The sequence below is a fragment of the Oceanihabitans sp. 2_MG-2023 genome (genome assembly GCF_030547245.1).
In the GTDB taxonomy this organism is placed as follows: domain Bacteria; phylum Bacteroidota; class Bacteroidia; order Flavobacteriales; family Flavobacteriaceae; genus Oceanihabitans.
The window spans coordinates 330,927-347,809 of sequence record NZ_JAUOQT010000002.1 but is presented as its reverse complement, the minus strand read 5'-3'; the positions used below and the strand labels follow the sequence as shown (position 1 = coordinate 347,809).

The window sequence follows — 16,883 nt, the reverse complement described above, 5'->3', positions numbered from 1 at the left end:
AAAAAAATGTTGAAGCTTTTAATTCAAAATATAAAAGCCGAAAAAGAATATTCTGCCTAAAACAGTAGCGTTTTTTTATTACGCTATTTCTGGTTTTTTTCTATTCTATTTCATCATAAAAATTTACATTTGCAAGTCATCGTTAAATCATTTTTTATGAGTAAACAAAGCAAACGTAGAGAGGCATTAGTATATCATGCAAAGCCTACTCCAGGAAAGATAGAAGTAGTACCTACAAAAAAATATGCGACGCAAAGAGATTTGTCTCTAGCATATTCACCAGGTGTTGCAGAGCCTTGTTTAGAAATTGAAAAAGATAAAAATAATGCCTATAAATACACTGCTAAAGGAAACTTAGTAGCTGTAATATCTAACGGAACTGCAGTTTTAGGTTTAGGTAATATAGGTCCAGAAGCCTCAAAACCAGTAATGGAAGGAAAAGGACTTCTGTTTAAAATTTTTGCTGGAATAGATGTTTTTGATATTGAAGTAGATACCGAAAACATAGAAGAGTTTATCGCTACTGTTAAAAATATAGCCCCAACTTTTGGAGGAATTAATTTAGAAGATATCAAGGCTCCTGAAGCTTTCGAAATAGAAAGACGATTAAAGGAAGAATTAGATATACCGGTCATGCATGACGATCAACATGGTACTGCAATTATTTCCGCAGCAGCATTGTTAAATGCATTAGAACTTTCCGAAAAGAAGATTGAAGAAGTTCAAATTGTGGTAAGTGGAGCAGGAGCAGCAGCGATTTCTTGTACCAGATTATACCAAGCATTTGGTGCAAAACGAGAAAACATTGTAATGCTAGATAGTAAAGGTGTAATTCGTGATGATAGAGATAATTTAACAACTCAAAAAGAGGAGTTTGCAACACATAGAAAAATAGACACACTGTATGAAGCAATGCAAGATGCTGATGTTTTTATTGGCTTATCTACTTCCGATATTGTATCTCCTGAAATGTTAAAAACCATGGCTAAAAATCCAATCGTTTTTGCAATGGCTAATCCAGATCCAGAAATAAGTTACCAATTAGCAATTGATACTAGAGACGATATTATTATGGCTACTGGTAGAAGTGACCATCCTAATCAAGTAAATAATGTACTTGGATTTCCATTTATTTTTAGAGGAGCTTTAGATGTTCGTGCTACAAAAATTAACGAAGCTATGAAAATGGCAGCAGTTAAAGCGTTGGCCGAATTAGCTAAAGAACCAGTTCCAGAGCAAGTAAACATTGCTTATGGTGAAACGAGATTAACTTTTAGTAAAGAATATATAATTCCGAAACCTTTTGATCCTCGTTTAATAGCAACAGTACCTCCTGCTGTTGCAAAAGCAGCAATGGAAAGCGGTGTTGCTAAAGAACCAATATTAGATTGGCAAAAATACGAAGACGAACTATTAGAGCGTTTAGGAAGTGATAATAAAATAGTTAGACTTTTACTCAACAGAGCAAAAACAAATCCGAAAAGTGTTGTGTTTGCAGAAGCAGACCAGTTGGATGTTTTAAAAGCAGCACAAATTGTTTACGAAGAAGGTATTGCACACCCAATTCTTTTAGGAAGAAGAGATGAAATTGAAAGACTTAAAGAAGAAATCGAGTTCGAAGCAGATGTCCTAATTATTGATCCTAAGTCTGACGAAGAATTAGAACGTAAAAATAGATATGCAGAAGCATATTGGCAACAACGTAAACGTAGAGGTGTTACCATGTATTCTGCTCAAAAAATAATGCGTGAGCGTAATTATTTTGCAGCAATGATGGTAAATCAAGGAGATGCAGATGCCGTTATTTCTGGTTATTCTAGAAGTTATCCATCGGTTGTAAAACCAATGTTAGAACTTATTGGAATGGCACATGGAACCACTCGTCTTGCAACTACTAATTTAATGATGACTAAAAGAGGTCCGTTGTTTTTAAGTGATACAGCAATTAATATTGATCCAACAGCTAAAGATTTAGCTATAATTGCTCAAATGACAGCAAGAACAGTGAAAATGTTTGGTATGGATCCTGTAATGGCAATGACTAGTTATTCCAATTTTGGATCTTCAACTAATGAAAAAGCTTCAAAAGTTAGAGAAGCTGTTTCTATGTTGCATAAAGCTTATCCAGAGCTAATTGTAGATGGCGAACTACAAACCGATTTTGCTTTAGATAGCGAAAAAATAAAAGAGATTTTTCCATTTTCAAAATTAGCTGGTAAAAAAGTGAACACATTAATTTTTCCTAATCTGGATGCAGCAAATATAACCTACAAACTTCTTAAGGTACTTAACAAAGCAGATTCTATTGGTCCTATTATGATGGGAATGCGTAAACCTGTTCATATTTTGCAACTTGGTGCAAGCGTAGATGAAATTGTAAATATGACTGCGATTGCAGTTATTGATGCTCAAGAAAAAGAAAAATGGGAAATAAAACAAAGTAAAAAGTTAAGTAACAAGTAAGTATTTTACCGATTAAATTAACATTTTATTATGATTTAACATATCGCAATGGTATTGCATAATAATTTTATTACATTTGAAGGTTTAATGCGAATTTTTACATGATAACACATATACAAGGAAAATTAGTAGAAAAAAACCCAACAGATGTTGTTATAGACTGCAATGGTGTTGGTTATATGATTCATATTTCCTTACATACCTATTCTCAAATTCCAGATCAAGAAAACCTGAAACTGTATACACATCTTCAAGTTAAAGAAGATGCACATACCCTCTTTGGATTTTCTTCTTTAGCAGAAAGAGAAATGTTTAAATTATTAATATCAGTTAGTGGTATTGGTGCAAGTATAGCTCGTACCATGCTTTCTTCATTAACGCCAAAACAAGTTAGAGAAGGTATTGCTGTTGGTGATGTGGCTTTAATTCAGTCTATTAAAGGCATTGGAGCAAAAACAGCACAACGTGTTATATTAGATTTAAAAGATAAAGTTTTAAAGATTTATGATATTGATGAAGTTTCCGTATCTCAAAACAATACAAGTAAAGATGAAGCGTTATCTGCTTTAGAAGTTCTTGGTTTTAATAAAAAGCAGGCAGAACGTGTAGTAGACAAAGTGATAGCTGTACAGCCAGATGCTAACGTAGAAGTAATTATTAAGCAAGCTTTAAAAAATTTATAATAAGATTTGAATACAATTAACTATAAATCAACAAACGCTATTAAAAAGCAACTTTTTACAACTGTTGCAGTTTTATTATCTTTAGTAGCTTGGTCACAAGAGCCAACACCACAAGATTCTACAAGTACTGGTTATAGTCTTGGTAATTTACAAATGCCAAATCCTACTAGTATTGTTTCACAATATACCTACGACCCTGTTACCGATAGATATATTTATACAGAATCTGTAGGTACATTCAATATTAACTATCCAGTAATTTTATCACCAGAAGAATATCAAACTTTAGTAGCAAAAGAAAACCAAAGGAGTTACTATAAACAAAAAATTGATGCTTTTGATGGTAAAAAAGAAGGAAGTGAAGAAGAACAAAAAAACCTATTGCCAGAATTTTATGTAAACTCTGGACTTTTTGAAACTATTTTTGGAAGTAATACCATTGAGGTTGTACCACAAGGATCTGTTGAAATGGATTTAGGAGTGTTGTTTTCTAAACAAGATAATCCAGCATTTTCACCTAGAAATAGAAGCAATTTCACTTTCGATTTTGATCAACGTATTAGCCTAAGTCTATTAGGAAAGGTGGGAACACGTTTGCAAGTTACGGCAAACTATGATACAGAATCTACCTTCGATTTTCAAAACCTCGTTAAATTAGAATACACGCCAACCGAAGACGATATTATTCAAAAAATAGAAGTTGGTAACGTAAGTATGCCGCTTAATAGTTCTTTAATTACAGGAGCGCAAAGTCTGTTTGGTGTAAAAACCCAACTGCAATTTGGAAAAACTACCGTTACTGCAGTTTTTTCTGAACAGAAATCCGATACTAATACAGTGGTAGCACAAGGTGGAGGAACATTAGAAGAATTTGATTTTTTTGCTAGAGATTATGACGAAAATCGACACTTCTTTTTAGCGCATTACTTTAGAGAAAACTACGATAATGCATTAAATAACTACCCTTTTATTAATACACAAGTACAAATTACTAGGATAGAAGCTTGGATTACCAATAGAACCAATAGAACCGAAAATGTTAGGAATATTGTTGCACTTCAAGATTTAGGGGAAACCGCTAGAGTGGGATCTGCAGTTTCTGTAAGTGGAGGGCCAAATGCATATCCAGATAATGATAATAATGCATTCGATCCAACAAACATTGGAGGAGCAGGATCACAACTTAATGATTTAATTAGAGATATTGCCACTGTGCAATCTGGTATTTCTGTAGCAGGCGTTACAGAAGGTGCAGACTATGCAAAATTAGAAAACGCAAGAAAACTAACAGAAAGTCAAGAATATACTTTAAATACACAATTAGGATACATTTCTTTAAATCAACGTTTAAATAGTGACGAAGTCTTAGCAGTGGCCTTTCAGTTTACCGTTGCAGGTCAAGTTTATCAAGTTGGTGAGTTTGCTAATGACGGTGTAGATGCAACAGGAGTTACAACAGATGCTAATGGAGATGTGACCTCAGTAACCAATAATAACTTAGTATTAAAATTATTAAAAAGTCCAATTACATCAACTTCGCAACCTATTTGGGATTTAATGATGAAAAATATTTACGATACAGGAGCATACCAATTAAGTCAAGAAGATTTTAAATTAAATATTTTTTATAACGAAGGTTCTCCTGTAAATTTTATTACTCCAGTTTCAGGAACAACATTTCCAACTTTTGATGCGAATACAACAAATACTGCAGATGACTCAGAAATTACAGAAACACCATTAATACGTTTATTTCATTTAGATAAATTAAACTACAATAATGATCCGCAAGTTGGAGGAGATGGTTTCTTCGATTATGTTTCTAGTATTACTATTCTTCCAGATAATGGTAAAATTGTATTTACTAAAGTAGAGCCATTTGGAGAATATCTGTTTGATGTTTTAGCTTTAGGCGGAGAAGATTATGATATGACAACTTCATATAATGATAATCAAGCAAAATATGTATACGATGTTTTGTATAAAGAGACAAAAACAGCTGCTCTAGAAGAAGTTGAAAAAAATAAATTCCAAATAAAAGGTAGCTACACATCTTCTGGTAGTGGAGGTATTTCTATTGGTGCATTTAATGTGCCAAGAGGTTCTGTAGTAGTTACAGCAGGAGGACGAGTACTTGTTGAAGGTATTGATTATACCGTAAATTATCAATTAGGTACCGTACAAATTTTAGACGAAGCTTTAGCTGCTTCTAATACACCAATCCAGGTCTCAACAGAAAACAACTCTATTTTTGGACAAACATCAAAACGATTCTTTGGGGTAAATGTGGAGCATAAGTTTAACGAAAATTTTATTCTTGGTGCAACATATATTAGTTTAAAGGAAAGACCTGTAACACAAAAGGCTAATTATAATAGCGAGCCAATAAATAATCAGATTTATGGACTAAATGTAAATTACTCTACAGAGGTTCCGTTTTTAACTAGGTTAGCAAATAAATTACCAAATATAGATACAGATGTACCATCAAACCTTTCGGTAAGAGGTGAGGTTGCAGTTTTAAAACCCGGTTCACCTAGCGGAACAGACTTTGATGGTGAAGCAACTTCCTATATAGATGATTTTGAAGGTTCGCAAAGTGCTATAGATTTAAAATCGGCTAGTTCTTGGTATTTATCAAGTAGACCAATTAGAGTCGATGATTCAGATACTTATGATGTGCAAAATATTACAAATGGGTACAATAGGGCTATGTTAAACTGGTATCATATCGATCCAATTTTCTACAGTAGCCAGCGTCCAGGAGGTATTAGTGATGATGATATGTCCGATTTATATACTTCAAGGGTATTTATTAATGAACTTTTTCCTCAACAAGATATTGCACAAGGGCAAACCACAGTTTTAACAACATTAGATTTAGCATATTACCCAGAAGAACGTGGTCCTTATAATTTTCAACCTGGAGCACATACAGGAGTTTTAGATTCTCCTGAAGATTCTTGGGCAGGGATTTCTCGTCAGCTTACTTCTACCGATTTTGAACAAGCAAATGTGGAATATATAGAGTTTTGGCTACAGGATCCTTTTCAAGAAAATGCTACGAATCCAGGAGGTAAATTAGTTTTTAATCTTGGAAATATTTCAGAAGATATTATTAAAGATGGTAGGAAACTATATGAGAATGGTTTGCCAGACGATGGTGATGTTAGTGTTTTTACTCGTACAGATTGGGGTAGTGTAGTACCGTTAAACCAATCTTTAATTTATGCATTTGATTCTACAGGAGATGACCGTACAAACCAAGATGTTGGTTATGATGGTTTTGATGATAGAGAAGAGAAAGAACTTTCAACATCATTAGATTATCAAAATTTGGAAGATCCTGCAAATGATAACTATGCTTATTTTTTAAATACAGATGGGGATGTATTTGAGCGTTATAAAAAATATAACAATGTAGAAGGTAACTCTCCAGATACATTTAGTGATACTAATAGAGGTAGTACAACACAACCAGATGTTGAAGATATTAATAGAGATAACACAATGAATACCATTGATAGTTACTTTGAATATGAATTAGATATTACACCTTCAACCTTGAACCTTAACAATGCTTACATAGTAGATATTAAAAATACAGAATCAAGACAGTTGCCTAATGGGCAATCTGTAGTTCCTGTTTGGTATCAATTTAGAGTTCCAGTTACCGATTTTACAAATGATGTTGGGGGTATCGCAGACTTACGTTCTATACGCTTTGCACGTATGTATGTTAAAGACTTTACAGAAGCAACTGTATTTAGATTTGGTTCTTTAGATTTAGTACGAAGTGAATGGAGGAGGTATACGCAAACTCTAGATGAAGACCTTGGGGATCCAGATAATGATAATACAGATTTTAGTATTGGGGTAATTAGTACATTAGAAAACGACGGAGATTACGATTCTCCTCCAGGGGTAGAAGCAGAAGAGTTGTATAATAACAATACGGTAATAAGACAAAATGAACAATCCTTAGTGGTTAATGTTTGCGACTTAGAGTCTCATGATGCTAGAGCAGTTTACAAAAATATAAATGTAGATATGAGGCAGTATGAGCGTTTAAAAATGTTTATGCACGCAGAAGTAGGTGAAGATAGGTCTACTTTGTCTGATGGTGATTTAGTAGGTTTTATAAGAATGGGTAATGACCTTTCTCAAAACTACTATCAAATAGAAGTGCCTTTAGAAGTCTCTACTGGAACTTCAAGATCCGATCTTTGGCCAGATAGTAACGAATTAGACATAGAATTGTCTATTTTACAACAGTTGAAAGCGAAAGCAATTGCAGATAATTTTAGTGCTACAGAAGCGACATTTTACGATGTTATTGATGGTGTTGTAAGCGAAAACTCTGTGGCAGAGTTTTCAACATATACAGTCGGTCAAGAGCGTGTTGCTATATTTGGTAACCCTAATTTTGGAGATATTAGAAGCTTAATGGTTGGTGTTAAAAATGCTACGGGTAGTAATAGGTGTGGTGAAGTTTGGTTTAATGAACTTCGTCTTGCGGAAATGGATAATGAAGGAGGTTGGGCAACAGTAGTAAGTGCAGATGCAAACATAGCAGATTTTGCCAATATTACAGCTACAGGAGCGTATAGCACCTCTGGTTTCGGTACAATAGAGCAAGGCCCACAAGAACGTAGCCTAGAAGATGTAATGCAGTATGATATAGTTACTAATGTAAATGTAGGCAAGTTATTACCAAAAGAATGGGGAGTACAAATACCGTTTAATTATGGGCAAGGAGAAGAAAGTATCACTCCAAAGTACGATCAATTATATGAAGATATAGAATTGCAAACAAGAATTGATGCCGCAGAAACTCAAGAAGAAAAAGATATCATTCTAGAACAATCAGAAACCTACACAAAAAGAAAAAGTATTAACTTTATTGGAGTACGAAAAAATAGAACTACAGATAAAAAACCGAAATTTTATGATGTAGAAAACCTAACATTAAATTACTCCTATAATAAAGAAGAATATCGTGATTTTGAAATAGAACGATCCCTAGATCAACAAGTAAGTACAGGAGCAAATTATGCATATAATTTTGCCCCAATTTCGATAGAGCCTTTTAAAAAGAATGACTCGCTATTCACTGGTAAGTATTGGAAATTATTGAAAGATTTTAACTTTAACCCTTTGCCTTCTAGTTTCACCGTTAATTCTAGTTTTAATAGACAATTTAATAAACAAAAATTTAGAGATGTAGATTTAACTGGAGATAATATTGGTTTAGAAGAATTATTCAAAAGAAACTATACTTACGATTTTCAGTATACAATAAACTATAATTTAACAAAATCATTAAGTTTAAACTATACTTCTTCTAGTAATAAAATTGTTAGAAACTATTATATAGATGATGATTTAAATGGAAGACAAGATTCTGAATTAACCGTTTGGGATGGTTTCTTCGACTTTGGAGATCCTAACAGACAATACCAACAATTGGGAATAAACTATCAATTGCCATTAAACAAAATACCAACCTTAAGCTTTATTGATGCTACCTATTCATATAGTGGCGAATTTCAATGGCAAAAAGGATCTGATTTATTTGGAGACCTAGAACTAGATGGTGTTACTTACGATTTAGGAAACTCTATATCTAACGCTAATCAACATAATATTAATGCATCTTTAGATATGAATAAGCTGTATAAATATATTGGTATATCTAAAAAAAGATCTAGACAAAACAGTAAAATAAGTAGAACTAGTAGAGCAACACCTCCTAGTGAAGATAATAAAACAAAAAAGCCTAAAACTGCTAAAAAAACAGGTAAACTAGCTAATTTTGGTATAGGCTTACTAACTAGTGTGAAACGTATTCAGTTAAATTATAACGAGTCTAATGGAACATACCTTCCAGGATATTTAGAAACACCAGGTTTTGCAGGAACTTTAAAACCTACGTTTGGTTATACCTTTGGAAGTCAAAACGATATTAGATACCTAGCAGCTAGAAATGGATGGTTAACACAATACCCAGAATTTAATCAACAATATACAGAAACACATGCAAAACAGTTTGACTATGCTGTTAATGTAGAGCCTTTCAATGATCTTAAAGTAGATATCGTTGGAAATAGAATATATTCTGAAAATTTAACCGAAAATTATAACGTAAATAGTGATCTAGAATATCAGTCCTTAACTCCAAATACTTACGGGAATTTCACGATTTCTACAGCTTTAATTAAAACGGCATTTAATAAAAGCGATGAAAATGAATCTAAAACCTTTGAAGATTTTAGAACCAACCGATTAGTAATTGCAAATCGATTAGCTAATAGATTTTATGGTGGTGCAACTTTTAATAGAGATGCCGATGGTTATCCAGAAGGATTTAGCAAAACGAGTCAATCTGTATTGCTACCTGCATTTTTATCTGCTTACCATGGGCAAGATGCAAGTAAAACGAAAACTAGCGCATTGCGAAACATTCCAATTCCAAACTGGGATTTAAAATATACTGGTTTTATGAAGATGAATTGGTTTAAAAAACGATTTAAACGTTTCTCTTTATCTCATGGTTACCGTTCTGCGTATACGATTAATCAATTTAGAACAAATTTAGATTATAGCGCTCCAGACTCAACCGTAGACTATGCTAGTCAACCGACTGAAGCATTAGATCAAAACGGAGACTTTAAAAACGAAAAATTATACAGTAATATTAACTTAACAGAAATGTTTAGCCCACTGTTTCGTATCGATTTCGAATCTAAAAGCGCAATAAAAGTACTTTTAGAAATGAAAAAAGATAGAATGCTATCTTTAAGTTTCGATAATAATTTAATGACAGAAATACAAGGTCAAGAGTACATAGTAGGTTTAGGATACAGAATTAAAGATGTACGAATGAAATCTAAACTTGCAGGGCCTAACAAAACCATCATTAGTGATATAAACCTTAAGGCAGATGTTTCCTTTAGAGATAATAAAACCATCATCCGATATTTAGACCTTGAAAATAACCAAATCACTTCAGGGCAATCTTTGTGGAGCGGTAAATTTACTGCAGATTATGCCTTTAGTAAAAATCTAACCGGAATTTTCTATTTTGATTATACTTTTTCAGAGTATGCGATATCTACAGCGTTCCCACAAACAACAATTAGATCTGGTATAACTTTAAGATATAATTTTGGTAATTAAAAGTTTAAAATTAAAAGACAATTAAATACATTTGTCAATAACAATAATTTAATAAATAAAATGAACATTCCATCAGAATTAAAATATACAAAAGATCACGAGTGGATTAAGTTAGAAGGCGATGAAGCTACTATAGGTATTACAGATTTTGCACAAAGCGAATTAGGAGATATTGTATACGTTGAAGTAGAAACTGTAGACGAAACACTAGAGGCAGAAGAAATCTTTGGTACAGTAGAAGCTGTAAAAACAGTTTCTGATTTGTTTTTACCTTTATCTGGAGAAATCACAACATTTAATGAAGCTCTTGAAGATGAGCCAGAAAAAGTGAATTCAGACCCTTATGGAGATGGATGGATGATAAAAATGAAATGTTCCGATCTTTCTCAAGTAGAAAATTTAATGTCAGCCGAAGACTATAAATCACTTATAGGTGCTTAAAAAATTTACATTTGGTATTACGATATGTTATACTGTTGTTTTAACAATAGCAAGTCTTATTCATATTTCAGGTATACCAAATATAAACTATTCTAATACCGATAAGATATTGCACTTTATCGCTTATAGTGCTTTATCTTGGTTTTGGTTTCAAACATTTCATATTAAATTTAATTGGCCCTTTAACAAAGCATTAGTAGTTGCAGCAATTGTATCTGTAATTTTTGGTATACTTATTGAAGCATTACAAGGTATGTTAACCAATACACGAGTAGCAGATAATAATGATATATTAGCCAATACATTAGGAGTAGGTATAACCATTGTGTTTTTATTACTACTAAAAAAAACTAAAGTTAAAAAATAATAAACCCTTGCTTATTTGCCAAATAAATGGTTATTTTAGCAACAAGTAAAAACATATAATCATGGAACTTAAGAAAAATCCTAAAGCAAACGTTGGTAGAAATAGTGGCCTATACTTTTTAGTAGGTCTAGCATTAATGTTATTTTTAACGAATTTTGCAATTAATTATAAAACATACGATAAGTCTATTATAGATATTGGACAATTAAATCTAGATGAAGAGTTAGAGGAAGAAGTGCCAATTACAGAGCAATTACAAACACCTCCACCTCCACCACCACCTCCAGCAGCACCAGAAGTAATTGAAGTTGTTGAAGATGAAGTTGAAGTTGAAGAAACAGTAATTGAATCTACAGAAACTAGTCAAGAAGAAGAAATTGTTGAAGTAGAAGAAGTAGAAGAAATTGAAGAAGTAGAAGAAGATATAGAAGTACCTTTTGCTGTTATTGAAAACGTTCCTGTTTTTCCAGGTTGTGAAAAAGAAGCAAACAACAATGCAAGAAAAAAATGTATGTCTGAAAAAATCAGCAAGTTTGTAAACAAAAAATTTAATACAGATTTAGCACAAGATTTAGGATTAAACGCTGGAAAGCACAGAATAAGCATTCAGTTTAAAGTAGATAAAAACGGAAATGTAGTTGGTGTACGTGCAAGAGCACCACATCCAAAATTAGAACAAGAAGCTGTAAAGGTAGTAAGTCAATTGCCTAAAATGAAACCAGGTATGCAACGTGGTAAATCGGTAACAGTACCTTACGGATTTCCAATTTCTTTTCAAGTGCAAGACTAATACCATACGTTTTTCCACATAAATTAAAATCCCGTTACATTATTTGTAACGGGATTTCTTTTTTGGTATACTTATTGTGATTTTATCATAACATTAACATTAAAACCTTTAATATTATGAGAAATTTTAAAAATGCTTACGACCTCAATGACCAAAAAGAGGAAAACGTAAAAAAATCACAAAAGCATGATGCAAATTTACAAAAAAACTCTACCATTTACTTTCAAGTTGGTTTAATTGTATGTTTACTATTTAGCTACGGCCTTTTAGAAATGCAGTTTGAAACAAAATCTTTAGAGGTTGGTTATGCCATTCCTTTAGATATCGATGATGATTTAATTGATATTAATTATGTCATTGAGGAACCTCTAGTGATAAAAGAACCAGTCCCAATAGAAAAGGTGAAAAAAGCAAAGTTGGTAGATGTGTATACTACTGTCGCAAACGATACGCCAGATGCTGTTATTACAGAAGTGGTTGTAGAAGATCCTCCAATAGTAGATAACCCTGTAGTTGCTATTGTCGATGTTCCCAATGTAAAAGAGCCAGATCCAATAATAGAAATTCCTCTCGATTTTGTTGAAATTGTACCTGTTTTTCCAGGATGTGAAAGTGCTACAACCAATGAAGAGCGTAAAGCCTGCATGTCTGAAAAAATAGGAAAACATATTCAGAAAAAATTTGATACAGACATTGCTAGCGATTTAGGCCTAGAAGGAATACAACAAATTAATGTTATGTTTAAAATAGATAGAAACGGAAATGTTACCAGTGTACAAGCTAGATCTGCTCATAAAGAACTTGAAGATGAAGCTAAAGAAGTTATTGGTGATTTACCAAAAATGACACCAGGAAAACAAAAAGATAAAAATGTTTCCGTTATTTATGGAATACCGATTAAATTTAGTGTTCAAAATTAATTGAACATATTAATTCTATAAAAATCGTTAATAAGTTGTTGTTAACGATTTTTTTGGGTCTATCAAATTCTAAAAAAATAGTATCTTACCACATTATAAAAAAACAGCGAAACCTATTATGAAGAAATTCATCCTTTTACTTCTTCTTCTTCCTTATGTTACTTTTTCTCAAGAAGATTCCTTTTTCGAAAAACCTCCCGTTTTTCCAAATTGTGAAGCTTCAGAAATTGAAAACCTTCAAAATTGTTTTGATGCTAACGTGTTAAATCATATTTATAATACATTTAAAACACCAGAAAATGTTTCCGAAGAAAAGTATAGCGGCGAAGTTGTTGTGCTTTTTGAAGTAGATAAAGAAGGTGCTTTTAAAGTGGTTTATGTGGATGCAATGTACGAGGAGTTAAAAAAAGAAGCTACTCGTGTTTTTGAAGCATTACCAAAGATTAAACCAGGAACCTATAATGGTAAACCAACCTTTAAGCAATATTCTATTCCCATTCAAATTCCTATTATAAATCAAGCAGTTCAAAAAAGAAGTATTACAAAAGTAGATGAGGAATTGTCTATAGAAGAGACTGTTAAAACCGAATACGATAGCGTAAATAAAAAACTTGTTCCTTATACAAACAAAGAATATACGAGTCAGTTAAATATACCTTTTACGCATAGTGCATATGCTAAATTTGATAGGAATATTAATCTAGTAGGTACTAATAGCCATACTGCATCTAAGCCTTTTATATATGAAGATGTTTCCAAATATTACGATTTTAAAGCCGAAAATGAAGCATTGCATAAAGGAAAAGAAACTTTAGTGTCTAGAAAATTATGGAATGAACACATGGTTCGTTACCAAGCCGAAAATTATTGGTTTACTATAGATCCTATTTTTGATTTTGAAGTTGGTAAAGATACCGACGCCGAATTTAGTTCTACCTATAATAATACAAGAGGAATTAATATTCAAGGAGGATTAGGTAAGAAATTTAGTTTCTATGCTTCGGTTTTTGAAAGTCAAGGACGCTTTGCGCAATATTATAATCAATATGCCGAATCTATTAAAGCTTCTGATGAGGTTGCAATAATTCCCGGAAGAGGAATTGCAAAACGATTTAAAGCCGACTCTTATGATTATCCGGTTGCTGAAGCATACTTGTCTTATTCACCTACCAATTTTTTAAACGTGCAATTTGGTCATGGTAAGAATTTTATTGGTGACGGATATCGTTCCTTATTTGTAAGTGATGTTGCTAGCCCTTCTCCATTTTTAAAAATTAACACCAAGTTCTGGAAAATTAAATATACCAATACTTGGATGTGGTTAAAGGATGTTACACCTGCTGGAACAGACGAAGATGGCGCCTATTTAAATAAATACATGGCAACGCACTTTTTAAGCTGGAATGCTACAAAACGTTTAAATATTGGTTTTTTCGAATCTATAGTTTGGGCAAAATCGCAAAACAGAGGTTTTGATGTAAATTACCTAAATCCAATTATTTTTTATAGAGCGATTGAGTTCGAAACTGGGCAAGACGCAGGTAATGCTATAATGGGTTTATCTGCAAAATATAAAGTGAACGACAATATAAATGCATATAGTCAATTTGTGTTAGATGAATTTTCATTAAATGATATTACAGGAGGAGAAAAAAGTTGGAAAAATAAATTTGGTTACCAATTAGGTTTAAAATATTATAATGCTTTTAAAGTGAATAACTTGATGTTGCAAGCGGAGTATAATAGAGTAAGGCCATATACTTATTCGCACAATACGACATTTTTAAATTATGGGCATAATAACCAATCTATGGCACATCTTTGGGGAGCAAACTTTAGTGAGTTAGTTTTAATTGGTCGTTACCATTATAAACGCTGGTTTGCAAATGCTAAAATAAACCTAGGGAATAGAGGTTTAGATTTTGATAATAATATTAGTTACGGAAACAATATTTACGAAACCTATAATAATAGACCAAGTGACACTGGAATTACCGTAGGACAAGGAAACAAGACAAAAACATTCTACACAAACCTTCAAGCAGGTTATTTAATAAACCCAGCAACCAACCTGAAAATATTTGCAGATATAACTATTAGAGACTTTAATCCAGAAGCACAAACAAGTACTGCATTTAAAAATAATACCGTTTGGTTTAATTTTGGTATACGTACAGACTTGTTTAATTGGTATTTTGATTTGTAGACAATTCCTTTGAAAGAAGGAATCTCATATAATTTGACGAAATTTTTATTAGTAAAGAAATGCAATTTCATTTCTATTGACCAATTGTAATTAATACCAGAGGAGTATGTAATTAAGATTAATTTATGGTGTGTTGTTTTGCTTAATTGTTTTTTGATGTAAAAGACAAGAACAAAAAACCACAACCTAAAACCTTGTGGTTTTTTCTTTTTAAATATGCTTTTATAAACTATCTTTGCACTCGCAAAACAAAGCGTTTTATTTGAGTACAACAGCTACATCTTCAGTACAACATAGCATAATTTCAGATTTTAAAGAAATTACTAAAATGCGCTTGGCATTAAGTGTCGTGTTTTCTTCGGTAGCAGGTTATTTATTAGGAGTAGAAACTGTAGACTATACCACACTTACTCTTTTAGCTTTTGGTGGTTATTTTATGGTTGGAGCATCTAATGCATTTAATCAAATTATAGAAAAAGATTTAGATGCTTTAATGGATAGAACTAAAGATAGACCAGTTGCTGCGGAAAGAATGTCTGTAAATACTGCTTTTGCAATTGCCACTATTTTTACCATTTTAGGACTTGTTATTTTATATGTAATAAATCCGCAAACAGCTATGTTTGGAGCAATTTCCATATTTTTATATGCTTGTGTATACACACCATTAAAAACAAAAACACCATTATCTGTTTTTGTAGGAGCGATTCCCGGAGCAATACCGTTTATGTTAGGTTGGGTTGCCGCTACTAACGATTTTGGTATAGAACCAGGCACCTTATTTGCTATTCAATTTTTTTGGCAATTCCCACATTTTTGGGCAATAGGTTGGTTTTTATTCGATGACTATAAAAAAGGAGGTTTCTTTATGTTACCTACCAGAAAAAAAGATAAAGGTACAGCTGTACAAACCATTGTATATACCATATGGACAGTTTTAGCGTCGTTAATTCCAGCATTTGGTTTTACAGGAAAATTATACATAACACCAATTTCGGCAGTTATTGTTGGCCTTTTAGGTTTGGTTTTACTTTATTTTGCACTTCAATTATTCAAAAAAATGACAACACAAGCAGCAAAAACATTAATGATTGCTAGTGTTTCTTATATTACATTGCTACAAATAGTATATGTATTAGATAAATTTATACGTTAATCATGGATTTAACTCAGGGTACTTTACAGGAAAAACACGGCAGAGCAAAAAAAATGATGCTTTGGTTTGGGATAATATCATTAGTAATGTCTTTTGCCGGATGGACTAGTGCTTTTGTGGTAAGTAGTGCTAGACCAGATTGGTTAAAAGACTTTGTGTTACCAAATGCATTTATAATAAGTACTGTAGTAATTATTATAAGTAGTATTACCTTTATTTTAGCAAAACGTGCTTTAAAAAATAACAATAGACAACAAACTACTATATGGTTGTTAGCTACTTTAGTTTTAGGTGTTGTTTTTATTATAAATCAATTTCAAGGCTTTCAGCAAATTATAGATTTAGGGTATTACTTTACTGGTGCAGCTAGTAATGTTACCATGTCTTATATTTATTTAATAGCAATGGTGCATATTTTACATGTTGTTGTTGGCTTGATTTGCTTGTTAGTAGTAATTTATAATCATTTTAAACAAAAGTATAATGCGACAAATATGCTAGGCTTAGAGCTAGCTGCAACCTTTTGGCATTTTATAGATATACTTTGGGTATATCTCTTTTTGTTTTTATATTTTGTAAGATAAATTTAACGCTTTTTTAAGGTTCTTTTTTAGCGTATTAGCTAAAGCTTATCTAGAGTCTATTAAAATTTAGTGTTGTATGTTTCGTTAGAAAAAT

10 protein-coding genes are annotated in these 16,883 nt (G+C 32.2%); all 10 read left to right on the top strand.

Annotated features, from left to right (window positions below; all coding sequences use genetic code 11):
- Nucleotides 1–156 precede the first annotated feature (156 nt).
- The gene (locus Q4512_RS05490) at nt 157–2,463 is read left to right on the top strand and encodes an NADP-dependent malic enzyme (protein WP_303422557.1); all 2,307 of its coding nucleotides are present in this window, start codon (nt 157–159) and stop codon (nt 2,461–2,463) included.
- Between the two features lie 101 nt (nt 2,464–2,564).
- Entirely contained in the window at nt 2,565–3,146 is a 582-nt protein-coding gene (ruvA, locus tag Q4512_RS05485; RefSeq protein ID WP_303422554.1) for a Holliday junction branch migration protein RuvA, read from the top strand.
- Between the two features lie 6 nt (nt 3,147–3,152).
- The gene (sprA, locus tag Q4512_RS05480; RefSeq protein WP_303422551.1) at nt 3,153–10,325 is read left to right on the top strand and encodes a cell surface protein SprA; all 7,173 of its coding nucleotides are present in this window, start codon (nt 3,153–3,155) and stop codon (nt 10,323–10,325) included.
- Nucleotides 10,326–10,385: 60 nt separating this feature from the next.
- Nucleotides 10,386–10,766, top strand: coding sequence for a glycine cleavage system protein GcvH (gcvH, locus tag Q4512_RS05475; RefSeq protein WP_303422549.1), 381 nt, complete (start codon nt 10,386–10,388; stop codon nt 10,764–10,766).
- On the top strand, nt 10,759–11,133 hold the full coding sequence (locus Q4512_RS05470; protein ID WP_303422546.1) for a VanZ family protein: 375 nt from the start codon (nt 10,759–10,761) through the stop codon (nt 11,131–11,133). Before gcvH ends, Q4512_RS05470 begins: the two co-directional genes overlap by 8 nt.
- Before the next feature lie 61 nt (nt 11,134–11,194).
- Nucleotides 11,195–11,923, top strand: coding sequence for an energy transducer TonB (locus Q4512_RS05465; RefSeq protein ID WP_303422543.1), 729 nt, complete (start codon nt 11,195–11,197; stop codon nt 11,921–11,923).
- Between the two features lie 116 nt (nt 11,924–12,039).
- Nucleotides 12,040–12,843, top strand: a complete 804-nt coding sequence (locus Q4512_RS05460; RefSeq protein WP_303422540.1) for an energy transducer TonB — start codon at nt 12,040–12,042, stop codon at nt 12,841–12,843.
- A gap of 118 nt (nt 12,844–12,961) precedes the next feature.
- Nucleotides 12,962–15,049, top strand: coding sequence for an energy transducer TonB (locus Q4512_RS05455; protein ID WP_303422537.1), 2,088 nt, complete (start codon nt 12,962–12,964; stop codon nt 15,047–15,049).
- Nucleotides 15,050–15,311: 262 nt separating this feature from the next.
- Nucleotides 15,312–16,205 carry a heme o synthase gene (cyoE, locus tag Q4512_RS05450; RefSeq protein ID WP_303422534.1) on the top strand — a complete coding sequence of 298 codons (894 nt, stop codon included), beginning with the start codon at nt 15,312–15,314 and terminating at the stop codon, nt 16,203–16,205.
- A 2-nt stretch (nt 16,206–16,207) separates the two neighbouring features.
- Complete coding sequence (locus tag Q4512_RS05445; RefSeq protein WP_303422531.1) at nt 16,208–16,789, top strand: cytochrome c oxidase subunit 3; 582 nt, start codon at nt 16,208–16,210, stop codon at nt 16,787–16,789.
- Nucleotides 16,790–16,883: the final 94 nt, after the last annotated feature.